At 59.5% G+C, this 22,038-nt stretch carries 19 protein-coding genes and 2 pseudogenes; 3 read left to right on the top strand and 18 right to left on the bottom strand.

The window, feature by feature from the left end; genetic code table 11:
- Positions 1 to 46: 46 nt before the first annotated feature.
- Genes J2T09_RS06505 through napE form a run of 6 tightly spaced genes read right to left on the bottom strand, consistent with a single transcriptional unit; the run spans position 47 to position 4,671 of the window.
- Positions 47 to 739 (bottom strand): cytochrome c3 family protein, encoded by a 693-nt coding sequence (locus J2T09_RS06505; protein ID WP_306832381.1) that lies wholly within the window; start codon positions 737 to 739, stop codon positions 47 to 49.
- On the bottom strand, positions 736 to 1,227 hold the full coding sequence (locus J2T09_RS06510) for a nitrate reductase cytochrome c-type subunit (protein ID WP_306832383.1): 492 nt from the start codon (positions 1,225 to 1,227) through the stop codon (positions 736 to 738). Before J2T09_RS06510 ends, J2T09_RS06505 begins: the two co-directional genes overlap by 4 nt.
- Positions 1,197 to 3,701, bottom strand: coding sequence for a periplasmic nitrate reductase subunit alpha (gene napA / locus J2T09_RS06515; protein WP_306832384.1), 2,505 nt, complete (start codon positions 3,699 to 3,701; stop codon positions 1,197 to 1,199). The genes J2T09_RS06510 and napA overlap by 31 nt, the downstream gene beginning before the upstream one ends.
- Positions 3,676 to 3,957 carry a chaperone NapD gene (locus J2T09_RS06520; protein ID WP_306832387.1) on the bottom strand — a complete coding sequence of 94 codons (282 nt, stop codon included), beginning with the start codon at positions 3,955 to 3,957 and terminating at the stop codon, positions 3,676 to 3,678. The genes napA and J2T09_RS06520 overlap by 26 nt, the downstream gene beginning before the upstream one ends.
- The gene (gene napF, locus J2T09_RS06525; protein WP_373458386.1) at positions 3,950 to 4,450 is read right to left on the bottom strand and encodes a ferredoxin-type protein NapF; all 501 of its coding nucleotides are present in this window, start codon (positions 4,448 to 4,450) and stop codon (positions 3,950 to 3,952) included. Before napF ends, J2T09_RS06520 begins: the two co-directional genes overlap by 8 nt.
- A 5-nt stretch (positions 4,451 to 4,455) precedes the next feature.
- Positions 4,456 to 4,671 (bottom strand): periplasmic nitrate reductase, NapE protein, encoded by a 216-nt coding sequence (napE, locus tag J2T09_RS06530; RefSeq protein WP_306832392.1) that lies wholly within the window; start codon positions 4,669 to 4,671, stop codon positions 4,456 to 4,458.
- Positions 4,672 to 4,911: 240 nt separating this feature from the next.
- Between napE and mog the strand changes: the two genes are divergently transcribed.
- The gene (gene mog / locus J2T09_RS06535; RefSeq protein WP_306832394.1) at positions 4,912 to 5,430 is read left to right on the top strand and encodes a molybdopterin adenylyltransferase; all 519 of its coding nucleotides are present in this window, start codon (positions 4,912 to 4,914) and stop codon (positions 5,428 to 5,430) included.
- Positions 5,431 to 5,738: 308 nt separating this feature from the next.
- Here mog and cysG read toward each other — a convergent pair whose 3' ends face one another.
- From cysG to J2T09_RS06595, 12 genes and pseudogenes are all read right to left on the bottom strand, one after another.
- Positions 5,739 to 7,202 (bottom strand): siroheme synthase CysG, encoded by a 1,464-nt coding sequence (cysG, locus tag J2T09_RS06540; protein ID WP_306832395.1) that lies wholly within the window; start codon positions 7,200 to 7,202, stop codon positions 5,739 to 5,741.
- Positions 7,174 to 9,831 (bottom strand): nitrate reductase, encoded by a 2,658-nt coding sequence (locus J2T09_RS06545; protein ID WP_306832397.1) that lies wholly within the window; start codon positions 9,829 to 9,831, stop codon positions 7,174 to 7,176. Before J2T09_RS06545 ends, cysG begins: the two co-directional genes overlap by 29 nt.
- 6 nt (positions 9,832 to 9,837) lie before the next feature.
- On the bottom strand, positions 9,838 to 10,176 hold the full coding sequence (gene nirD / locus J2T09_RS06550) for a nitrite reductase small subunit NirD (protein ID WP_306832399.1): 339 nt from the start codon (positions 10,174 to 10,176) through the stop codon (positions 9,838 to 9,840).
- A gap of 5 nt (positions 10,177 to 10,181) precedes the next feature.
- Positions 10,182 to 12,632, bottom strand: a complete 2,451-nt coding sequence (gene nirB / locus J2T09_RS06555; RefSeq protein ID WP_306832402.1) for a nitrite reductase large subunit NirB — start codon at positions 12,630 to 12,632, stop codon at positions 10,182 to 10,184.
- Between the two features lie 5 nt (positions 12,633 to 12,637).
- A complete protein-coding gene (locus J2T09_RS06560; protein WP_306832403.1) occupies positions 12,638 to 13,435 on the bottom strand; it encodes an ABC transporter ATP-binding protein in 798 nt (265 codons plus the stop codon).
- Positions 13,436 to 13,446: 11 nt separating this feature from the next.
- Entirely contained in the window at positions 13,447 to 14,349 is a 903-nt protein-coding gene (gene ntrB, locus J2T09_RS06565; protein ID WP_306832405.1) for a nitrate ABC transporter permease, read from the bottom strand.
- Positions 14,350 to 14,414: 65 nt separating this feature from the next.
- On the bottom strand, positions 14,415 to 15,713 hold the full coding sequence (locus J2T09_RS06570) for a CmpA/NrtA family ABC transporter substrate-binding protein (protein WP_306832407.1): 1,299 nt from the start codon (positions 15,711 to 15,713) through the stop codon (positions 14,415 to 14,417).
- Between the two features lie 343 nt (positions 15,714 to 16,056).
- Positions 16,057 to 17,328: a CmpA/NrtA family ABC transporter substrate-binding protein gene (locus J2T09_RS06575; protein WP_373458391.1), complete on the bottom strand. Its 1,272-nt coding sequence runs from the start codon at positions 17,326 to 17,328 to the stop codon at positions 16,057 to 16,059.
- A gap of 46 nt (positions 17,329 to 17,374) precedes the next feature.
- Positions 17,375 to 17,962, bottom strand: a complete 588-nt coding sequence (locus J2T09_RS06580; protein WP_306832466.1) for an ANTAR domain-containing response regulator — start codon at positions 17,960 to 17,962, stop codon at positions 17,375 to 17,377.
- Between the two features lie 11 nt (positions 17,963 to 17,973).
- Positions 17,974 to 18,276, bottom strand: a complete 303-nt coding sequence (locus J2T09_RS06585) for a hypothetical protein (protein WP_306832409.1) — start codon at positions 18,274 to 18,276, stop codon at positions 17,974 to 17,976.
- A 363-nt stretch (positions 18,277 to 18,639) separates the two neighbouring features.
- The gene (locus J2T09_RS06590; RefSeq protein WP_306832411.1) at positions 18,640 to 19,440 is read right to left on the bottom strand and encodes an ATP-binding protein; all 801 of its coding nucleotides are present in this window, start codon (positions 19,438 to 19,440) and stop codon (positions 18,640 to 18,642) included.
- Positions 19,441 to 19,842: 402 nt separating this feature from the next.
- A pseudogene (locus J2T09_RS06595) lies at positions 19,843 to 20,758 on the bottom strand (recombinase family protein).
- 451 nt (positions 20,759 to 21,209) lie between these two features.
- Between J2T09_RS06595 and J2T09_RS06600 the strand changes: the two are divergent.
- Positions 21,210 to 21,473: a hypothetical protein gene (locus tag J2T09_RS06600; RefSeq protein WP_306832412.1), complete on the top strand. Its 264-nt coding sequence runs from the start codon at positions 21,210 to 21,212 to the stop codon at positions 21,471 to 21,473.
- Positions 21,474 to 21,840: 367 nt separating this feature from the next.
- Positions 21,841 to 22,038, top strand: a pseudogene (locus J2T09_RS06605) (IS630 family transposase); the annotation flags it as partial.

The raw sequence follows: 22,038 nt of genomic DNA on the forward strand, positions 1-22,038 counted from the left end.
TCGTGGCCTTTTGGTTGGCGGGCGATCTGCAATCACTCTGATATCGTCAGCCTTCCACACCCTCAAGAAACGCCGCAAGCTGGTCTGTATCCTGCAGGCCGTGAGTTCCTGCCTTACCCATCAGTTCGGCAGGCACTTTCCAGCCCGGATCGACACCTTCCATGTTCGGCAACTCATGCGCAATGCCTTTGTGGCAGTCGATACATGTCGCCTTGCCGGTCAGAAGATACCGTGTGTGAATTTCGGCCGCACGTTTTGTCTGCTTGGTAAAGTCCATGGCAATGGACGAATGGCAGTTGCGGCATTCCAGGCTGTCGTTTGCCTTCAAACGTGCCCATTCGTGCTGGGCGAGTTCAAGCCGATGATCGAGGAACTTTTCGCGGGTATTGATGGTGCCGAAAATCTTGCCCCAGACTTCCTTCGATGCCTGCATCTTGCGGGCGATCTTGTTTGTCCACTGGTGCGGGACATGGCAATCCGGGCAGGATGCGCGCACGCCCGAACGGTTGGAGAAATGCACGGTTCGCGTCATCTCCTCATACACGTTATCCTTCATCTCGTGACAGCCGACACAGAACGCTTCCGTGTTGGTCACTTCCAGCGCCGTGTTGAACGCACCCCAGAAGATGATGCCGCCGACGAAACCGCCGAGTGTCAGGAAACCGAGGCTGAGGGTGCCTGCGGGCGTGGAAAGAACGCGCCAGACCCACAGAAGAATCGCTTTGCATTTTCCGATCATTGGCCAGATCCTGCCGGTTTGAAGCCGAGCTCGCTCATGTCCTTGAACATGTTGGGAACCAGCGGGCGCGTGTCGGCCTGAGGCACGTGGCATGCCGTGCAGAAATAGCGACGCGGCGAAACGTCGGCGAGCATCTGGCCTTCACGTGTCATGTAATGGGTAACGCTGATCATCGGAGCGCCCGAACCTTCGGTCATTTCGCGCCGGTGACAGGACATGCAGCGATTGGTGTTGACCGAAAGCTGGTAACCCTCGATCGAATGGGGAATGACCGGTGGCTGGTCCGGATAGTTACGCATCCGCTGTATGTCGTCGACGATCCAGCGCGGCAGTGGTTCCGCACCGGTGTTTTCCATCGGGCTCGGGCGGCCTGATAGTTGCGGGACAGTCTGCGCAATCGCCACCGTGCCCGTTACCAGACACAGGGCGAGCGCGAAAAGTGTCCAGAGACGCCGGCTCAGGCGACGGGAAGGATCTTGACTGCGCATTTTTTGAAATCCGTCTGTTTGGAAATGGGGTCGGTGGCGTCGAGCGTGACCTTGTTGATCAACTGGCTGGCGTCGAACCACGGGACAAAAATCACGCCGTGCGGCATGCGGTTACGGCCGCGGATATCCACTCGGCTGATGATTTCGCCGCGCCGTGACTGGATTTTCACCTGTCCGCCCTGATTGATGCCGAGGCGGCGTGCGTCGTCGCCGTTCATGAAACAGCGGGCGCCTGGGAATGCCTTGTAAAGCTCGGGCACGCGCATGGTCATGGAGCCGGAATGCCAGTGCTCGAGAACACGGCCAGTCACCAGCCAGAAGCCGAATTCGTCATCCGGCGATTCTGCCGGTGGCTCGTAAGGCGCGGCTAGAATGACGGCGCGGCCATCCTTCTGGCCATAAAATTTGACGCCTTCGCCTTCCTTCACATAAGGGTCGTAACCTTCGCGGTAACGCCACTTGGTCTCCTGGTTGTTGACGACCGGCCAGCGCAGGCCGCGAACCTGATGGTAGAGGTCATACGGGCCAAGGTCGTGGCCGTGCCCCCGACCGAAGCTGGCATATTCCTCGAACAGACCCTTCTGCAGGTAGAACCCGAAAGCCTTGGCCTCGCGGTTCTCGTAATCCGGCGATATCTCGCTGGCCGGGAACCGATCGACCTGACCGTTCTGGAACAGGACCTCGTAAAGTGTCTTGCCCTTGTAGTCGGGGTTCTGGTCGAGAATGTCCTGCGGCCAGACCTCTTCGGTGATGAAGCGCTTGGAGAATTCCACCAACTGCCACAGGTCGGAGCGGGCCTCGCCCGGTGCATTGACCAACTGATGCCAGACATGGGTGCGACGTTCGGCATTGCCGTAGGCGCCTTCCTTTTCTACCCACATCGCGGCTGGCAGGATCAGGTCTGCGGTCATGGCGGTCACGGTCGGGTAGGCATCCGAGACGACGATGAAATTCTCTGGATTGCGGTAACCGAGATAGGCCTCGTTGCTATTGTTGGCAGCGGCCTGCATGTTGTTGTTCACCTGAACCCAATAGAAGTTCAGCTTGCCATCATGCAGCATGCGATCCTGCTCAACCGCATGGTAGCCGGGCTTTTCCGGGATGATGCCGTGCGGGATCTTCCAAAGCTCCTCGGCATGGCTGCGATGTTCCGGGTTGGTCACCGTCATGTCGGCCGGCAGGCGGTGTGCAAATGTGCCGACCTCGCGAGCGGTGCCGCAGGCCGAAGGCTGGCCTGTCAGCGAGAAGGGGCTGTTGCCCGGCTCGGAGATTTTACCGGTCAGAAGATGGATGTTGTAGACCATCTGGTTGGCCCAGACGCCACGCACATGCTGGTTGAAGCCCATGGTCCAGAGCGACATGACCTTGATCTTCGGGTCGGCGTAAAGTTCCGCCAGTTGTTCCAGAAAACCCTTGTCGACGCCGGCGAGTTCCGCGACCTTGTCGAGCGTATATTCGGAAACATGCTTCTTGAACGCCTCGAAATCGATCGGCGTCATTTCGGCAGCCTTGGCGGCGCCGGTTGCCTTGACTTCCAGCGGATGTTCGGCGCGCAGGCCGTAACCGATATCGGTCCTTGCCTGCATGAACTTGGTGTTCTTGTTGATGAACGCCTGGTTCACGCGGCCGGTCTGGATGATGTGATTGGCGATATAGTTGAGGATCGCCAGATCCGTGCCGGGTTTGAAAACCAGCGGAATGTCGGCAAGGTCCATGCTGCGATGGGTGAATGTCGAGAGGACCGAAACCTTCACATGCTCATGGCCGAGGCGACGGTCGGCCAGACGCGTCCACAGGATCGGATGCATCTCCGCCATGTTCGAGCCCCACAGCACGAAGGCGTCGGCATGCTCGAAATCGTCATAGCAGCCCATCGGCTCGTCCATGCCGAAGGTGCGCATGAAGCCGTAGGCCGCAGAGGCCATGCAGTGGCGGGCATTGGGGTCGAGATTGTTCGAACGGAAACCGGCGCGCATCAGCTTGGTGGCGGCATACCCTTCGAAAATCGTCCACTGGCCGGAGCCGAACATGCCAAGCGCCGTCGGACCTTTTTCCTTCAAGGTCTTCTTGGCCTTTTCGGCCATGATATCGAAGGCTTCTTCCCAGGTGACGGGTTCGAATTCACCCTCCTTGTCGAACACGCCGTTGCGCTTGCGCAAAAGCGGGGTCGTCAGACGGTCCTTGCCGTACATGATCTTCGAGAGGAAATAGCCCTTGACGCAGTTGAGGCCGCGATTGACTTCTGCCTCCATGTCGCCATGGGTAGCGACAACGTGGTTTTCCTTGACGCCGACCATGACACCGCAGCCGGTGCCGCAGAAACGACAGGGTGCCTTCGACCATTTGATCTCCAGCGATGCCACGCCGCCGGGCACGGATTGAGCCGCAGCCGGCATGGCGATGCCGGCGGTCGAGGCTGCGATCGCAGCCGCCTGTGCCTTCAACACATCACGCCGCGTGAGTTCTGCCGTCATCCGACATCTCCTTCTCTGCCATTGTCTGTTCGAAAACCATGTGTGCGGCGATGACATCGTCCATCGCCGAAATTCCAATCAGTGTTTCGCCAAGGAAGCCGGAACTTGGCCCCTCGATGACGACGACGATCTTGCCGACACCGGTGGCATGAACCTCGACACCTTCGATCTCCGTGAGTGCTGCGGACATGCGTTCGACCGCTTCTGGCCGCACGACGACGACCGCGCTCGATATGTGATGCTGCGGCTCACGCATGCGCCACCTCCATTGTATTTGCCGTCATGGTGATGGACTGGGTGGGGCACACCGATATGCAGGCGCCGCATCCGGTACAGGGATCGGTGTCGAGCACGGGCACGAAAGGCCCGCCCAGCCGTGGCTTGAAGCGGATGGCCGTTGTCGGGCACGCATCACGACAGGCTTGGCAATCGACGAAATTCAAGGCCAGGCAGTTGTCGGCGATCATCGCGTGATGGGCGAACGATGCGGCAGGTTCAGGCGGGAAAACCCGCTCGGGACATCGCGCGGAACACTTGCCGCAAAACGTACATTCTCCGGCCTGAAAATCGACCGTCGGCACGCCGTCGCGCATCAGAATGACCTTGGTCGGACAGACTTCGGCACATTCGCCGCAACCGGAACAATTGCCGATGGATGCATTCGTGACGCCCGGCGGATAATAACCTTGCCGGTGACGCAAGGCGCTTCCGGTCAAAAAACCACGACGTGTGCTGGCGACCTGACCCATGGCCGTCATTCCGCTGAATTCGGGCGGGCAGGCGTGATGTCATGCGGGCCGGGCGGGCCGTAGACGATCTGGTAAGCCCAAACCATGAAGCCATAGCTGGCGACGGTGCCAACGGCGACGACAGGCCAGATTCCAAACGCAAGCACCACGAAAGTCAGGAGTTCGCGGCGGCGCCGTTGGCGGAAACTGGCTTTCTCCGCTAGTGTTCTGGTGTCGTTCATGCAGGCATCCACTTCGTACGGATCGAAGACATTTGCTTATGGTTTATGCAAAACGCGCCCAGGCCTCTTTGATCCAGAGCAATGTGAAATGACAAAATGCTGAATTTATAAGCGTTCCGGTTTGCGTTTCATCGGTCGACAGGGTTTTTTTTTGTGATTGTAGATCATATTTTATGCATTTCGAAGACAATTGGGTTTTGGTAAGCCACGCGCTCGCGCCGCTGATTGACGGATGCTGAGATGAGAATTTTTGTCGTGACGATTTCGGATCGCGCCAGCCGTGGTGTCTACGAAGATATCAGCGGACCTGCGATCGAGACCTGGCTGAGGGCGGCAATCACCAGCCCTTATGAACTGACGCGGGTGGTCATTGCGGATGGCGTGATGTCGGTCCGCGATACGCTTGTCGATCTGAGTGACAACCAGGGTGCGGAACTTGTGTTGACCACCGGCGGTACGGGCCCATCGCCGCGCGATCAGACACCGGAAGCGATGGCGCAGGTGCTGGAAAAAGAATTGCCGGGTTTCGGTGAGTTACTGCGGCGTGAAGGGTTAAAACAGACCCCGACAGCCATCCTATCCCGTCAGACAGCCGGTACACGCGGAAAAACATTCTTTCTTAATCTACCGGGCAAACCAGCGGCCATAAAAATGTCTCTGGACGCCGTTTTTCCGGCGATACCATATTGCCTCGATCTGATCGGGGCAGGGTATATCGAAACCGATCCCGCCGTGGTGACGAGCTTCAGACCGGCATAGTCGCGGTGAGCGGGTCACGACCTGTTCCCGAAAAATTCTCCACTCCAAGGCTTTTCAAAGGGTGGAGGGGGCAGGAGTTCCGACCCTTATCTGCCGAACTGCACACACATGAACATACGTTAGCCCTCGGGCTATTTGGCCGCTGTCTCCAACGACGGCATCTGCAATGGGCGGCGCGTCAACCCCGCAGTCGGTCATATGGCGTGGCTCGCTCCACCCAAGTTCAACTCACCATGAAAAGCCTACCGAGCGTGGCATTCGGAAGCTAAAGCAAAGACAAAAAGCATGGCCAAGGATTACAGTCCCACTCAGCAGTGCGACTGAGCGATACGGAAATCGGTATGTCTCATCTGGTCATGAAATACGGCGCCGACCCCCACAAGGACGGGTTGGTCAAAGCCGATATCGCGCATCCCCGCGCTCAGCGAACCCAGATTTCCTAGCCATCTCTTTTCGTTTTCGCGTGTCAGTGATTGCACGATGGCTACCGGCGTGTTGGCGGAAAGGCCGGCATCCTGCAGCTTTTCGGCAAGTTCGCGGGCTGTCCGGCCGGCCATGTAATAAATTGTTGTTGTATGCGGGTCGGCAAGCCCTGCCCAATCCAGATGATCCGGCAGGACGCCCTTGCGGGAGTGCCCGGTGACAAAACGCACCGATTGTGCATGATCGCGATGCGTGAGAGATATGCCGAGACGTGAAGCCATGGCGCAGGCGGCTGTAATGCCCGGCACGACATCGACGGAAATGCCGGCATCCTGCAGGCACGCAATTTCTTCACCGGCACGGCCAAAAATCATCGGGTCTCCGGATTTCAGACGTACCACGCGTTTTCCGGCCTTGGTCAGCGTCAGCATCATGTCGTTGATATCGTCCTGACGGCAGCTTTCCCGGCCGCCGCGCTTGCCGACCAGCATGCGTTTTGCCTCGCGGCGGGCAAGTTCCAGCACTTCGTCCGACACCAGATCATCGAAGAGGATGACATCGGCGGCCTGCAAGGCGCGCACGGCCTTCAGGGTCAGCAATTCAGCATCACCCGGGCCGGCACCGACGAGTGTCACCTGTCCCCTGTCTTGCGCGGGTGCCGCGCCATGCATGGCGTCGTCCAGAACCGCGGCTTCGCTGCTCGCATCCGGTGCAGCACGAAAGGCACGATCGACGAAACGTTCCCAGAATGCGCGTCGTTGAGGACCGGGCTGAAGCCGGTCATTGATGGTTTCCCGCAGCCGCTGGGCCATTTCGGCCCAGCCCCTGAGCGATAGCGGCAGCAATGTCTCGATCTTTCTCCGGATCGCCTGTGCGAGGATGGGGGCTGCGCCATCCGTCGAGATCGAGACCACGACCGGCGAACGGTTGACGATCGAGCCGAACTGGAACTGGCAGAAGGCAGGTTTGTCGATCACATTGACCGGCACGCCCATTTCGCGCGCGGTGTCGAAAAAGGCTTGCGCCTCTGTCTCGGTTTCGCAGTCGCCAATGGCCAGTGTGGCACCTTCGAAGGCGGCTGCTGTCCATTCCGTATGGTAATGGATGAGACAGCCCTGCGGATGATCCGTACCACGCGGGATCAGGGTCGCGAATGTCTCAGAGAGGCTTGCGGCATGAACATGGACGTGCGCACCGCAAGCGGCCAGCAGTTCGGCTTTCCATGCGGCGGCCTCCGATCCGCCGGCAACGATGACACGACGGCCTTCCAGCGCCCAGAAGACGGGCAGCTTTGCCAAAGGCGCCATTCGCGCCGGTGTTTTATTCCGCGGCGGCTGCAAGACATCCATCGATGATCCCCCTGATTTCGGCGCGGCAGGAGCCGCAGTTCGTTCCGGCATTGGTTTCGCGGCCGACGGCCTCGACACTGTGGCAGCCGCCGCGAATGGCGGAGATGATGCGATTGACGCCGATCAAATAACAGGAGCAGACGGTGGCGCCGGGATCGGGCTGGTCCGCTCCGGGTCGGCCAGCGATAATGGCAAAGCGCTTGCGCAGGTCGAAATGGGGCGACTGCAACTGGCCGACTGCCCAGTTGCGCGCGACGGCGACCGGCTGGCGCGAGAGAAAAATGGTGGCCAGCAGCCTTTCACCATCGAAAAAGGCCAGACGCTGTTCGCCGGATTGTCGATCGGCATAACCGAGCGGCTCGATACCGGCCGAGATGCCGAACGCCGCGCGGCACCACCTCGTCCAATCCTCGACAGGTTCCTGAAATGCCAGTTCTGCGCGCCAGCCACCTTCCGCCTTGGCGATCGCCCAATAATCGGCCGAGAGGGCGACGGGTTTCGCAGAGGAAACCGCGAAACCGTAAACTTCCGCCTCAAATCTACGTGCGGCAATCGCGACATTTTTTGCAGCGGGCTGGCCGGAGACCGGATCGGTCAGCGGTGACACCAGCGTGTCGATCCGCGCCGTGGCAGCGAACTGGTCGTTCCAGTGCATGGGAACGAAAACGTCGCCGCGCGCCTGTCGTTCGCTCACAAGAACACGGGTGATGACCGTGCCGTGCGGGCTTTCGAGTTTGACCAGATCGGCGGGGCGGAGGCCGATGTCCATCGCATCACGTGGATGAAATTCGGCAAAAGGTTCTGCGATATGGGCGGAAAGCCGAGCACTCTTTCCTGTCCGTGTCATCGTGTGCCAGTGATCGCGGATGCGGCCGGTATTGAGCGTCAGCGGGTATCGGGCATCCCTTCGATCCGTTTCGACCGGCGCCTCCACGGCAATAAAACGCGCCTTGTTATCGGCATGGTAAAAGCCGCCATCGGCGAAAAAACGGGTTTCTTGCCTTACTCTGCCGGTCGGCTGTGGCCATTGGAATGGCTTGAGCTCGCCGTAGGCCGTTGCATCCATGTCGGCGTAGGCGCCGATATCAAAATCACGGCTACCATCATTCTCGAAGGCCGATAGCGCTGCGTGTTCGGCAAAAATCTGCACTGGCGTCGTGTAGGCAAAGCCGTCAAAGCCCATACGCCGGGCGATTTCGGCCACTTGCCACCAGTCTGCCTTTGCCTCGCCGGGGGATGCCAGAAAGCTACGTTGCCGTGAAACCCGCCGTTCGGAATTGGTGACGGTGCCGTCCTTTTCGCCCCAACCGAGCGATGGCAGCAGCACATGTGCATGTAGGGTCGTGTCGGTCTCGCGCAAGATGTCCGACACGACGACGAAGGGGCAGGCTTCGATCGCTGCCCTGACCGCATCGGCATCCGGCATGGAAACGACCGGGTTGGTCGCCATGATCCACAAAGCCTTGATGCGGCCGTCGGCGACAGCCTTGAACATATCGACCGCCTTCTGGCCGGGTTTTGTCGCGATCGTCGGAGAAGCCCAGAAGCGCTGCACCCGGTCGCGGTCCTCCGGGTTTTCGATGGCCATATGGGCGGCCAGCATGTTTGCGAGCCCACCCACCTCGCGGCCACCCATGGCGTTCGGCTGGCCGGTCAGCGAAAACGGCCCCATGCCCGGTCGGCCGATCCGCCCGGTCGCCAGATGGCAGTTGATGATGGCGTTCACCTTGTCGGTGCCGGAAGACGACTGATTGACACCCTGGCTGTAGCAGGTGACGGTTTTTTCGGTGGTCTCGAACAGGTGGAAAAACCGCTGTAATTCCTCCGGTGTCAGGCCTGTGCGTTCCGTGAGCGCTGGCATGGAGAGCATCGCGGCAGCTGAGACTGCCGCGCCAAACCCCTGGGTGTGGGCCGTCACGTAATCGGGGTTCAGTGCCGGGCTTTTTGCAAGATGCGCCAGCAGGCCCAGAAACAGCGCCACATCGCCGTCGGGCCTGATCGCCAGATGCAAGTCGGCGATGTCACAGGTCATCGTTCGGCGCGGATCGATAACGACTATCTTCATGTCTGGCCGCGCCGTTTTCGCCGCAGCCAGTCGCTGGTAGAGAACCGGGTGGCACCATGCCAAGTTCGAGCCGGTGAGGATGACCAGATCGGCGAGTTCGAGGTCTTCATAAGTGCCGGGCACCGTGTCCGACCCGAATGCGCGACGGTGCCCGGCCACCGACGAGGCCATGCACAGCCGCGAGTTGGTGTCGATATTGGCCGAGCCGATAAACCCTTTCATCAGCTTGTTGGCGAGGTAATAGTCTTCCGTCAGCAACTGGCCGGAGACGTAGAAGGCGACGGAATCTGGTCCATGCTCGGCAATCGTCTGCGAGAATTTTGCCGCCACCAGATCCAGCGCCGTGTCCCAATCCGCCCGCTTCCCGCCGATTTCGGGATAGAGAAGTCGCCCGTCGAGATCGATCGTTTCGGCAAGCGCCGACCCCTTGGAACAGAGCCGGCCAAGATTGGCCGGATGCTCCGGATCGCCCTTTACGGTGACCGTGCCGGTATTGGCCACCGTGGCGATAACGCCGCAGCCGACGCCGCAATAGGGGCAGGTTGTTTTTGTCTCGACGGGCATGGCGTCTTACTCCGCCGCTTCCAGCATCACCGCTTCGAGTGCGATGAACAGTTTTCCGTCTTCGTTTCGGATCGGGATCACCCTTACCTCGCCCTCATCGGCACCCAGCGCCTTGCCGGTTTCGAGCGAGATCACCCAGTTGTGCATCGGGCAGGTAACGGACGTGCCATGCACGATGCCTTCCGATAGCGGCCCGCCTTTGTGCGGGCAGCTGTTTTCGATCGCATGCGCCGTATGTTCGTCACTGCGAAAAACCGCGATCTTCATATTCGGCGTCTTCACGCAACGTGCACCGAGAAGCGGGATGTCGGCAATATTACCGATCGGAAACCAGTTCATGTCCATCTCCTCTATTCCGCTGCCTGATGGAAACCGACCGTCGCCATCGGTTTGAATTCATGCTTGTCTTTGCCGGACACCCGTTCCGACCACGGATCGACCTGCGCGAATTTCTGGCTGAAAACGAAGCGGTCGTAATAGGTGCGCCGCTTGTCGTGATCCGCCATGATCTGCCGGCGGATTTCCTCAAGCCCGATACGCTTGGCCCATTTGTATATGCGCTCCAGATAACGGCCCTGTTCGCGGTACATCTGGGCAAGCGCCACGATATGTTCGAGCGCTTCGTTTTCGGTATGGACCAGCCCAAGAACCTCGGTGCCCTTGATGTCGAGACCGGCGGCGCCGGCGAAATGGATCTCGAAACCGCTATCGACGCAGATCACGCCGATGTCCTTGCAGGTCGCTTCGGCGCAGTTGCGCGGACAGCCGGAGACAGCGAGTTTCAGCTTGGCCGGCGTCCACGAACCCCACATGAATTTTTCGAGCCTTATGCCGAGCCCGGTGGAATCCTGCGTGCCAAAACGGCACCAATCGGAACCGACGCAGGTTTTGACCGTGCGCAGGCCCTTGGCATAGGCCTGACCGGAGACGAACCCGGCCTTGCCGAGATCGGCCCAGACGGCCGGCAGATCTTCCTTCTCGATACCGAGAAGATCGATGCGCTGGCCGCCGGTCACCTTCACCATCGGGATTTCAAACTTGTCGACCACATCGGCGATGGCGCGCAGTTCAGCAGCATTGGTGACGCCGCCCCACATGCGCGGCACGACCGAATAGGTGCCGTCCTTCTGGATATTGGCGTGGACACGCTCGTTGATGAAGCGTGACTGATAATCATCGGCATATTCATCCGGCCAGTCGCAGACGAGGTAATAATTGAGCGCCGGCCGACATTTGGCGCAGCCGCAGGAGGTCTTCCATTCCAGTTCCTGCATCACGGCCGGAATTGTTTTCAGGCCCTTGGCCTTGATCAGGCGGCGCACGTCGTCATGGCCAAGCTCGGTGCAGGGGCACATCGGCTGTACGGCTTTCGGATTATAGGCATCGCCCAGCGTCAGGCTCATCAGCTGTTCGACAAGCCCTGTGCAGGTGCCGCAAGAGGCGGACGCCTTGGTGTGGGCGCGCACTTCATCCAGCGAGGTCAGCCCTTTCGCCGTGATCGTCGAGGTGATCTTGCCCTTGCATATGCCGTTGCAGCCGCAGATTTCCGCATCATCCGGCAAGGCTGCAACGGCCGCCATAGGGTCCAGCGGAGCGCCCCCCTGATAGGCCTGGCCAAAGATCAGCGTGTCGCGCATGTCGGAAATGTCGACGGCCTTTTTCTTCAGATCGTTGAACCATGCGCCATCGCCGGTTTCACCGTAAAGCACGGTGCCGATGATACGGTTGTCCTTCAGGACAAGGCGTTTGTAGATGCCGGCCGTGGCATCGCGCAGAACGATTTCCTGCCGGTCGTCGGCATCGGCAAAATCACCGAGCGAATAAAGATCGATGCCGGTGACTTTCAGCTTCGTCGGGGTATCGGAATGCACGAAGGCGGGTTTGCCGTCTCCCGCCAGATGCGAAGCGGCGATACGCGCCATTTCGTAAAGCGGCGCGACAAGGCCGTAAACCATGCCGTCCACCTCGGCGCATTCGCCGAGCGAATAGATATCGCCATCCGAGGTCTGCATGCCGGCATCAACGACAATGCCACGATTGACGGCAAGGCCCGCATCCTTGGCCAGTCCGATATTCGGGCGGATGCCGACGGCCATCACCACCAGCGTTGCCGGAATGATGCGGCCATCGTCCAGCTCGACGCCCTCGACCTTGCCGTCGCCGATCACGGCCTTTGTATTGGCCTTGCAGATGACCTTGATTCCGCGATCCTCGACCGCTTTCTGCAGAAGATAACCGGCGGCCGGATCGAGCTGGCGCTCCATCAGCGTCGGCATGACATGCAGCACGGTCACATCCATGCCGCGTTGCGCCAAGCCGGCCGCGGCTTCGAGGCCGAGAAGACCACCGCCGATGACGACGGCCTTTTCGCGTGACTGCGCTGCAAGCAGCATCGCTTCTACATCGTCGAGATCGCGGTAGCTGATCACGCCCGGCAGGTCCTTGCCGGGAACGGGGATAATGAAGGGCACCGAGCCGGTGGCGATCACCAGCTTGTCGTAGTTTTCGGTAACGCCGTGATCCGATGTGACGGTTTTTGCCGTGCGGTCGATGGCGACGATTCGGTGGCCCTTGTAGAGCATGATGCCGTGATCGATGTACCAGCCGTCGCCATGGATGACGATCTGTTCATAGGTCTTTTCGCCCGAGAGGACAGGCGAGAGCATGATGCGGTCGTAATTGACGCGCGGTTCGGCGTTAAAGATGGTGACCTGGTATTGGCCGGGAGCCTGTTCGAACAGGTGTTCCAGCATGCGGCCCGGCGCCATGCCATTGCCGATGATGACGAGTTTCTGGGTCATGGTGGTTACTCCGCGGCTTCGACGAAGCGGTGGCGTTCGTAGAGGAATTTCAACACGGCCTCCCGGCACTTGAGGTAGGTGCGGTCGGATGCCAGCTCGATGCGATTGCGAGGGCGGGTGATCGGAACGTCCAGCAGCTCGCCGATATGGGCGGCCGGTCCGTTGGTCATCATCACGATGCGGTCGGAGAGCAGCACGGCTTCGTCGACGTCATGGGTGATCATCACCATCGTGTTGCCAAGGCGGGCATGGATCTCCATCACCGCGTCCTGCAAATGGGCGCGGGTCAGGGCATCGAGTGCACCAAACGGTTCGTCGAGCAGCAGGATCTTTGGTTCCATCGACAGCGCACGCGCAATGCCGACGCGCTGTTTCATCCCGCCGGAAATCTCCGAGGGACGTTTGTCCCTGGCATGCGCCATCTGCACAAGATCGAGATTGCTCATCACCCAGTCGTGGCGCTCAGCCTTGCTTTTCACCGAGCCGAACACCTTGGAAACGGCGAGATTGACGTTTTCATAAACTGTCAGCCAGGGCAGCAGCGAGTGGTTCTGGAAAACGACGGCGCGTTCCGGCCCCGGCGCGTTGACCTCGCGGTTTTCCAGAAGCACTGCACCTGATGAGACCGGGGTAAGCCCGGCGATCAGGTTCAGCACTGTCGATTTCCCGCAGCCGGAATGGCCGATGATCGACACGAACTCACCCTTGGAAATCGTCAGGTTGATGCCCTTGAGGACTTCGGTGCGCACGCCACCGCGCTCGAAATTTTTGTCGATATGGTCGAGTTTCAGATAGGCGTTCATGATTGCTCCCCTCAACCGGCCGAAGCGCCGTGGGTGATGATCTTGCCGAGCGCGGCCACCAGCTTGTCGAGGGCGAAGCCGACGACGCCGATATAGACAAGCGCGACGATGATGTCGGAGAGGCGCGACGAGTTCCACGCGTCCCAGATGAAGAAGCCGATGCCGACACCGCCGGTCAGCATTTCAGCAGCGACGATGGCAAGCCACGACAGGCCGACACCAATGCGCAGGCCGGTGAAGATGTAGGGGGCCGCCGAAGGCAGCATGATCTTGAAGAAGAACTCGATCTGGTTCAGCCGTAGCACCTGCGCGACATTGCGGTAATCCTGTGGGATGTTGCGCACGCCGACGGCGGTGTTGATGATGATCGGCCAGATCGAGGTGATGAAGATCACGAAGATGGCCGAAGGATTGGCATTCTGGAAGGCGGCGAGCGACAGCGGCAACCAGGCAAGCGGCGGCACGGTGCGCAGAACCTGGAATATCGGGTCAAGGCCGCGCATCGCCCAGACGGACTGGCCGATGATGGCGCCGACAATGACACCGGCAATGGCGGCAAGGCCAAAACCGTAGGCAACACGCTGCAGCGACACCAGCACCCGCCAGCCGAGACCGATATCCTGCGAGCCGTTGTTGAAGAACGGATCGACGATTAGGTCATGCGCGTCGGTCCACACCTGCAGGGGCGAGGGCAGGGAGGCGTCCGGCGCCGAACAGAGGACCTGCCAGATGCCAAGCATGATCGCCAGCACGACCAGCGGCGGCACGGTGCTTTGCACGACGGTCGTCGACATGCGCCTGAAATCGAATTTCGCGGCCTGCTTGCCGGAGAAGGCCACGACATTGGCGTGATCTGTTTGCGGTTTGGCGGTTTGCACCGCTGAAAGTTTTTCTTGTTTGGCCAGGGCGGACATTGGCTCGCTCCATAAGACGGGAAGAAAAAGCCGGCGCGCGCGTCCACGCGCCGGAGGCGGGGAAATCAACTTGCAGCCTTGATCGGCAGGCTTTCGAGATAGGCGGACGGGTTTTCGGGGTCGAAAACCTTGCCGTCGAAAAACGTTTCCTTGCCGCGCGAACTGGTGACCGGGATATCGGCTGCAGCCACACCCAGATCCTTTGCCGCCTCGCGCCAGAGATCCTCGCGGTTGACCTCATCGACGATAGCCTTGATGTCGGTATCCGGCGCGAACGTGCCCCAACGGATATTCTCGGCCACGAACCAGCTGTCATGGCTCTTGAACGGATAGGATGCGCCGTCCTTCCAGAACTTCATCTGAAGACCGGTCGCCTTCACATCGCGGCCGTTGCCGTAATTGATGTCGCCTTTGAGGCGTCCAAGCACATCTTTGGGCGGCACGTTGAACCATTGGCGTTTGCCGAGGGTGGCGGCCATCTCTTCCTTGTTGGCAAAATCCTCGCACCATTGCTGGGCTTCCATGACAGCCATCAGGATGGCCTTGGCGGCATTGGGGTTCTTTTCCACCCAGTCGGCGCGCATGCCGAGCGCCTTTTCCGGATGGCCTTTCCATATTTCGCCGGTGGAACAGGCGGTAAAACCGATGCCCTGATTGACGAGTTGTTCGTTCCACGGCTCGCCGACACAGAAGGCGTCCATATTGCCGACCTTCATGTTGGCGACCATCTGCGGCGGCGGCACCACGATGGTCGAAACGTCGGTGTTCGGATCGATGCCGCCGGCGGCCAGCCAGTAACGGATCCACAGATCGTGCGTGCCTCCCGGAAAGGTCATGGCCACCTTCACCTCGTTGCCGGCCGCCTTCTTTTTCGCAAAGGCTTCCCTGAGTTTCGAGGCATCGAGCTGAACACCGGTTTGCGCATATTCCTTCGCGACCGAAATGCCCTGGCTGTCGAGGTTGAGGCGGGCGATCAGTGCCATCGGCACCGGTTTGCTGTTCTGTGTTACCTTTCCGGTGTGCATGAGATAGGGAAGCGGCGAGAGTATATGCGCGCCATCAATGCCGTTGGCCGCGCCGCCGAGCACGAGATTGTCGCGGGTTGCGCCCCATGAAGCCTGTTTGCCGACCTCGACATCCGCCATGCCGTGTTTGGCGAACAGGCCTTTTTCGGCTGCGATGATCAGCGGTGCCGCGTCGGTCAGCGCAATGAAACCGAGTTTTGCGCCGGTGACTTCCGGGCCGGCAGATGCGGCGAAGGCACCGGATGGGAAGGCCGTCTTGACGGCTGCGACCAGAGCCGCCGTGGCGCTGGTCTTGAGAAGCGTTCGCCGGCTGAAACCCGGTGTCGAAATCTTGGTCATGCGCGTTCCCCTTGGTTTTATCGGTCGGTTTTCTGGATTTCGGGCAAAAAAAAACGCCGCTCGGAATTTGCGTCTGCCGGAGGGAGGGTTCCGGGCAGCAAAAACCTTGCGACGTCGATGTCTTTGTTAAGCGCCTATCGTGCGCTTATCCGCAGCGGTCGCCGTTGACCTGTGCGCTAGAAGCTTTGCAAACGGCGTGCCAATTTCAAATTGTTACTTTAGGTCACGGAAAACAAAGGGGAAATTTCACTTTGCCCAACGATGCCTCCAAGCCAGCGTATTTGCGGCACTGCAAAGAATTTGTGCATATGCAAAATGCACCGCAGCAGAAACAGGCACGAAGTCAGGCTTTGCGCCTGTCCGATCCAGCCGATTTTGCGGCACTTACGTCAAATTTTTCGATATAAGAGGGCATGTCCGACGGGTCGAAAACGTGCCCGTCGAGAAAATGATCGCCACTCTCGTCACCTTCGGTGATGATGTCATCGCCGGTAGGACCGGTGCCGAGCGCTTCCCGGTAGAGGTCGGGCCGATAGGTGCCGGCTGCGGCGGCAAGCTCCGTCTCGCCATAGGGCACCTGTCCCCAGCGAATCATCTGGCTGTAGATCCACAGTGCATGGCCGGGTTTCGGGTAATTGGCAAAATCCCGATGGAACTGGAAATAGTCCGGAATGATCCGGCGGTTTCCCTTGGCATCAAGGCTGAATTCGCCGGCCAGCACGCGTCGGATGATTTCGACCGGTGCTGCGATGAAACGCTGGTCGGCCAATGCTTCTGCAAGTGCGTCGTGATTTTCCGAACGATCACACCAGCGGGCCGCGGCATCGAGCGCAACGATCAGCCGGGAAACTGTGTCCGGTTGAGCGGCGGCCCATTCCGGTCGCATGGCAATGACTTTTTCCGGTGCTGACGGCCAGATATCCTGTTTGGCGGCAACGATGCGCCCGACACCCCTTTCCGAAGCGATCATGTTCCAGGGCGCGCCGACGCAAAAACCGTCGATGGCACCGGCTTCCAGCGCATCGGAGGTCAGCGGCGGCGGTACGACCACCAGTCTGACGTCCCGATCCGGGTCGATGCCGCCGGCGGCCAGCCAGTAGCGGAATTCGTAATTGTGAGAGGAAAACGGATAGGTGACACCGAATGTCAGCAACGGCTCGCCGCGGGCCTTCATCTGGCCGATGGTTTTTGCGAGCGCATTGGCGTTGGCGAGAGCGTCTGCATCCTCGGTTATGTCAGCGACGTCGCGCATGCGTTCGAACAGTTTGACCGAAAGCGTGATGGCATTGCCGCCGCGCCCCAGCGAAAAGGGCGTGATCGTCGGCGACGGGTTGGAACCGAGCCCCAGCATCGAAGCGACCGGCATGGGGGACAGCATATGGGCGATGTCGAACTGCCGGAATGCCAGGCGATCCCGTACATTGGCCCAGGAAACATCTTTCACCAGTTCCAGCGTCAGCCCTTCCTTCGCGGCAAAACCGAATTCGCTGGCGGCAATCAGCACCGATGCATCGACGAGCGGTATGAAGCCGGCGCGCAGAACACGCTGCCTGTCGCTGCGCATGGTCATCGGCGCGGACAATCTGTCTCTGTCCTGAGTGGTCATCATCATCATCATGTTCACTCCGGCTTCTTTCTGAACCCTGGCTCGATTGAAACCATCACATCAAAAGCCCCGCTGCGGTGACAACACTCTGGGCGATTTCGGACATCTTCTTTTTCTCGTTCATGGCCGTCTGGCGCAGAAGCGCAAAGGCCTGCTCTTCCGAAAGGCCGCGCATCTTCATGAGAATACCCTTGGCACGCTCGATCACCTTGCGTTCTTCCAGGGCAGACCTGGCTTCGGCGAGTTCGCGTTGCAGGCGGCTGAAGGCGTTGAACCGGCTGACGGCCATGTCGAGAATGGATTTCACCCGCTCCTTCTTGAGGCCATCCACCACATAGGCCGAAACGCCGGCATCCATGGCGGATTCGATAAGGGCTGTATCGGAGCGATCGACGAACATGGCGATCGGCCGGCTGACGGTGCGGGTCAGCTGGAACAGGTGTTCCATCATGTCACGGTTGGGATTTTCGATGTCGATGATGATGACATCCGGTTTCAGCGTCTCGATGATACGGGCGACGCCCTGCACTTCATGAATGACGGTGACATTGCTGTGGCCGGCCTCGGTCAGCCCTTCCTCGATGATGGAAGCACGAATGGTGTTTTCATCGATGACCAGAATCGTCAGGTCGGAATTCGTCATCGCCATCTTTTTTACCCGACGGCGCCGTAGAGATAGGCTACAAAACCGCCGGCAGCGATCAGGATCGACCACGGCAAGGATATGCGGTGACCCAGCAGGACCGCGAGTGCCATGCCTGCGACCACAAGAATGGTGCCCGTGAACAATCCGCGCCCCATGAATGCGAGCATGAGCGCACACAGGAATATGCCGTTGGCAGCCGTCGACTGGGCCAGATGCGGCGGAGACATATTCGGTCGCGATGTGAAGACCGAGGCGAAACCCGTCCAGCTGAAGCCGATCGCGATGCAAAGGAATGGCAGATACGGCGTCAAGGATCGTCCCCTGTGGATTTTACAGAGGAGAAGCAATCCGCGTGCCATCCATTTTCGTGCCTGATTTTCGAAAGATTGGCTGCTTTGGCGTGCGGGACCGAGCCGTATCGCCTCTTTTGTGAGCAGTTCAGGCAACGTGATCGATCACCCAGTGGCATCGACCACGCAAGCGCGTTTGCCAAAACCTCTCGCATGCCGTTACCGATTCCAAGGGGTGTTCGGCACGACGTCTTATGGCTGCGCGCGTACCGGCCATCACTCTGATCGGTAAGCCGGCATAGTTTTGAGGTGGCGAATTCTCGGTCATCACCGACGTCGGAACCTTTGATGGCCCCATGTCTATCAAGGCATCCCTAACGCCAGTCACGGTGTCCTTTCAACTGCGGGAGAAGAGATCATCTCGTTGATCTTTGCAGCCAGGACATCGATCGCGAATGGCTTGCTGATCATCGCCATGTTGGTGCCAAGGAAACTCGCCTTCGTCATCGCGTTTTCCGCATATCCCGTCACAAACAGGATCGGGAGGTCCGGGCGATGCTGGCGGGCGATTTCCGCCAGTTGCCTGCCAGTCATGCCGGGCAGACCGACATCCGAAATCATCAGGTCAATCACTGCGCGGCCCTGCAGGATCGGAACGGCAAGATTGGCATCTGCCGCCTCGAGCACCTTGTAGGACAGACTGGTCAGCACTTCCGAGATCAGCATCCGCACGGAATCGTCGTCCTCGACCAGCAGAACCGCCTGGCCGCTGCCTTCAGGAGCGTCGGCCTTGTCCTGGTTATCATCATGTTCTGCAGAATTTTCCGAGCTTGGCAGATAGAGCGTGATACCGGTGCCTTCGCCCGGTGTGCTGTCGATACGAACGGCGCCACCTGATTGCTGCGCAAACCCGTAGATCATCGATAGCCCCAGGCCGGTTCCCTGGCCGATCGGCTTGGTCGTGAAAAAGGGATCAAAAACCTTGTCGATGATGTCCGGCGGCATCCCGACGCCGGTGTCCCGGACCGTGATGGCGATGTAGGTGCCTGATTTCAGGTCGATGTCGCTCTCTTCAATCACCACACGCGTTGCGGAAATGGTCAGGCGTCCACCATCCGGCATGGCGTCACGCGCGTTGACGGCAAGATTTAGCAGGGCGCTCTCAAGCTGGTTTGCGTCTGCCACCAGTTTTCCGATATGCCATACATCGCTGCACTGGGATTATCACTGCCTTATGGTCCACGGCTGTCAGTCACGACAGGCGCGGCGCCGCTGGCCAGGCTTCCACCGGCATGGCGAGCCGTGACCATTACGGCCACTGCGGGCCTCCTCTTTCAGGAGGCTCCCAAAACGGCCCCGCTCTCTTCCTCCGTTCGCGAAGCTTTCCGACACTTCGAGCGCGGGCCGGGCGAAATGTATCATCAGGCACCTCGACCAACGCGGGCGGTGTCAGTCGTAAATCTCCGTGCGGAAACCGAATACCAGGAGCTCGTCCGCGACATCATTATAAGCGGAGGCTGGCAATCTTTGCGTCCAAAACAGGCCGCGCGAGAAGCCGGGCAATCGGCAAGCTGATGCTCCCCGCCCTCAATTACGAATGAGGCCAAACCGATGCGCCTCATCCAGCAGGTGACGCACAGAGGAAGGCTGCCATTTGCGCCCACCGCGCGCCGGTCGCTCACCCATTTGATCCAGTTGGGCGGCGATATCGCGTAGCGACAGGCCAGGATCAGCAATGGCAATGGCTGCAACCAGTTTCATCAGATGATCTTCTGGGGCACGACGGGGCGAGCGTGCCAGAAGCTCGGGATCGGCCAGCTTCTCGCGGACCATCCCATGCACCGCGCGGCGCAGGCGTTCTACCGTCCAGTCATGGCCCCGGCGATTGAGCACCCGGACGACATTGTCCCAGCTGTGTTGGGGCCGGAGCTGCCGCACCATCGGCAGCAAAGTTTGGGCGGAGGAGATCAGCTCATCGAGATAAAGCTTATCCGCGCCTTCGAGACTGCCTTGATGGCTTCGGGCCGCCGCTCTCGTAGTCCGGGATTACCCGGCAGCTTGCCACGCGCTTTCGCCGCCTTGATACCAGCTTTTGTTCGCTCGGCAATCAGGGCCCGTTCGAGCTGCGCGACAGCGCCGAGGACCTGAAGAGAAAACATCCCCTGTGGTGTAGACGTGTCGATCGGATCGCGGATCGATCGGAAATGAACGCCGCGCTCTTCAAGTTCCTCGATCACCTGCAACAGATGGCTGACCGAACTAGCTAGTCGATCGAGCCGGAAGACGACAAGCACGTCGCCGGCAGTCAGTCGCCGAGCAATCTTGTCAGCACCGGTCGTGCCTGTGAGGCGCCGGAGCCGTGCTCGTGAAAAATCCGCTCACAACCGGCGGCGCGCAACTCGTCAATCTGCGCGTCATGAACCTGATCGTCGGTCGAGACGCGCGCATAACCGATGAGACGTCTGGGTGCTGGCGGCTGATTGGCGCTCGGCCGTTGTGCCATGGTTTTCTCACGCGTATTTCAGGTGCCTTGTACAGATAAGGAATGCGTGAGAAAATGATTCGTTGAAAGCGTGTTTTATGGCTTAGTTACAGCCTCGCCAGGCCCGGAATTCGACTGTCAATGAGCTTTATCTGTGGCTTGGGATAATTGCACCCTGGTGGCCATACACGGCGGAAATGGGCTAGAAGAAAGAAATCGGGAGAGGTGCGGGGCAGGCACATTGCTAGAAGGAGAGATCGCGGACAGATCCTTTTTTGCTTAGGCGGAGAGGGAAGATCACCGCAGTGCCGCCTTCTGCCGCAGCACACCGCCGAACTTCGCCTATAACTGCCCGAAAGACCAAAAAATCCGGCGTCCGGCCATCGACGGCGCCCGACCGTTGTGCAAGGACGTTGGCGGTATGATCATTATTTCCGGGATGTTCAGCGTGATTGGCCAATAGGAGCGCGAAATGAGTGTTCGCGCCGTATTACGCGAACGTTATCCCACCTGCCGGATCGCCGATGTTCTTGAAAGTCGTGAACGTGCCGAACTGGAAGGTGACCTCGTCTACACCGCCTTGGCAAATAATTCCGCGATCAGGCCATCTACAACCTCTCGGCCAGGGCAATCCGCGGTGGTCGGCGCTGTCAACAGCCTGCGCCAGCCGGATCAGGTCGTCTTCATCCGCTTGCCGGTTATTTTGGGTGATGAGATGAGGGGCAGGTACGATTGATTCCGCCTATCCACATCCACAAGATCTAGAATTTCCGATTTCCCGGGTGGATGTCCGACGATCTGACGATTGCAGGTGCAACGGATCTCAGCCTTTAAATGGTCCTGCCAGATCATTTCAGGCTGCCCGGAGGGAGCACAGTTCTTGGAGGCACCTCTCTCTTTCCTGCTTTCTCGGCTGTGCCACAATAGCCGCTACGTTGCGACACCGGCTGGAGGGCCGGCCCCATGCCTTCCGCGCGGTCAACGCCGTCCGGCGATGATGGAGCTCGTCATGTAGTTTGCTAAAGCGTGTCGCATCTAACAGGATTCGGGATTACGGTTTTGCTTGATCTGTGTTTCACTTTGCCCATGGAAGGAGAAGCGCCATGGGCAAACCGCATCCGATGGAGTTGCGTGAGCGTGTCGTTGCGTTTGTGAATGAGGGTAATAGTAATCGCGAAGCCGCGCGCCATTTCCGCGTTTCGCCTTGGTTCGTCAACAAGATGATGATCCTGCATCGCTCATCTGGTTCGCTGAAGCCTGCCACGCAGGGGCATCCGCCTGGCAGCAAACTCTCGCCCCAT

Origin of the sequence: Neorhizobium huautlense (assembly GCF_030811685.1) — a bacterium.
Taxonomy (GTDB): Bacteria; Pseudomonadota; Alphaproteobacteria; order Rhizobiales; family Rhizobiaceae; genus Neorhizobium; species Neorhizobium huautlense_A.

Bases quoted from the DNA above. Each gene is read 5' to 3' on its own strand.
- J2T09_RS06505 (WP_306832381.1), bottom strand. From the start codon at position 739: ATGATCGGAAAATGCAAAGCGATTCTTCTGTGGGTCTGGCGCGTTCTT.
- J2T09_RS06510 (WP_306832383.1), bottom strand. From the start codon at position 1,227: ATGCGCAGTCAAGATCCTTCCCGTCGCCTGAGCCGGCGTCTCTGGACA.
- napA (WP_306832384.1), bottom strand. From the start codon at position 3,701: ATGACGGCAGAACTCACGCGGCGTGATGTGTTGAAGGCACAGGCGGCT.
- J2T09_RS06520 (WP_306832387.1), bottom strand. From the start codon at position 3,957: ATGCGTGAGCCGCAGCATCACATATCGAGCGCGGTCGTCGTCGTGCGG.
- napF (WP_373458386.1), bottom strand. From the start codon at position 4,450: ATGGGTCAGGTCGCCAGCACACGTCGTGGTTTTTTGACCGGAAGCGCC.
- napE (WP_306832392.1), bottom strand. From the start codon at position 4,671: ATGAACGACACCAGAACACTAGCGGAGAAAGCCAGTTTCCGCCAACGG.
- mog (WP_306832394.1), top strand. From the start codon at position 4,912: ATGAGAATTTTTGTCGTGACGATTTCGGATCGCGCCAGCCGTGGTGTC.
- cysG (WP_306832395.1), bottom strand. From the start codon at position 7,202: ATGGATGTCTTGCAGCCGCCGCGGAATAAAACACCGGCGCGAATGGCG.
- J2T09_RS06545 (WP_306832397.1), bottom strand. From the start codon at position 9,831: ATGCCCGTCGAGACAAAAACAACCTGCCCCTATTGCGGCGTCGGCTGC.
- nirD (WP_306832399.1), bottom strand. From the start codon at position 10,176: ATGGACATGAACTGGTTTCCGATCGGTAATATTGCCGACATCCCGCTT.
- nirB (WP_306832402.1), bottom strand. From the start codon at position 12,632: ATGACCCAGAAACTCGTCATCATCGGCAATGGCATGGCGCCGGGCCGC.
- J2T09_RS06560 (WP_306832403.1), bottom strand. From the start codon at position 13,435: ATGAACGCCTATCTGAAACTCGACCATATCGACAAAAATTTCGAGCGC.
- ntrB (WP_306832405.1), bottom strand. From the start codon at position 14,349: ATGTCCGCCCTGGCCAAACAAGAAAAACTTTCAGCGGTGCAAACCGCC.
- J2T09_RS06570 (WP_306832407.1), bottom strand. From the start codon at position 15,713: ATGACCAAGATTTCGACACCGGGTTTCAGCCGGCGAACGCTTCTCAAG.
- J2T09_RS06575 (WP_373458391.1), bottom strand. From the start codon at position 17,328: ATGATGATGATGACCACTCAGGACAGAGACAGATTGTCCGCGCCGATG.
- J2T09_RS06580 (WP_306832466.1), bottom strand. From the start codon at position 17,962: ATGACGAATTCCGACCTGACGATTCTGGTCATCGATGAAAACACCATT.
- J2T09_RS06600 (WP_306832412.1), top strand. From the start codon at position 21,210: ATGAGTGTTCGCGCCGTATTACGCGAACGTTATCCCACCTGCCGGATC.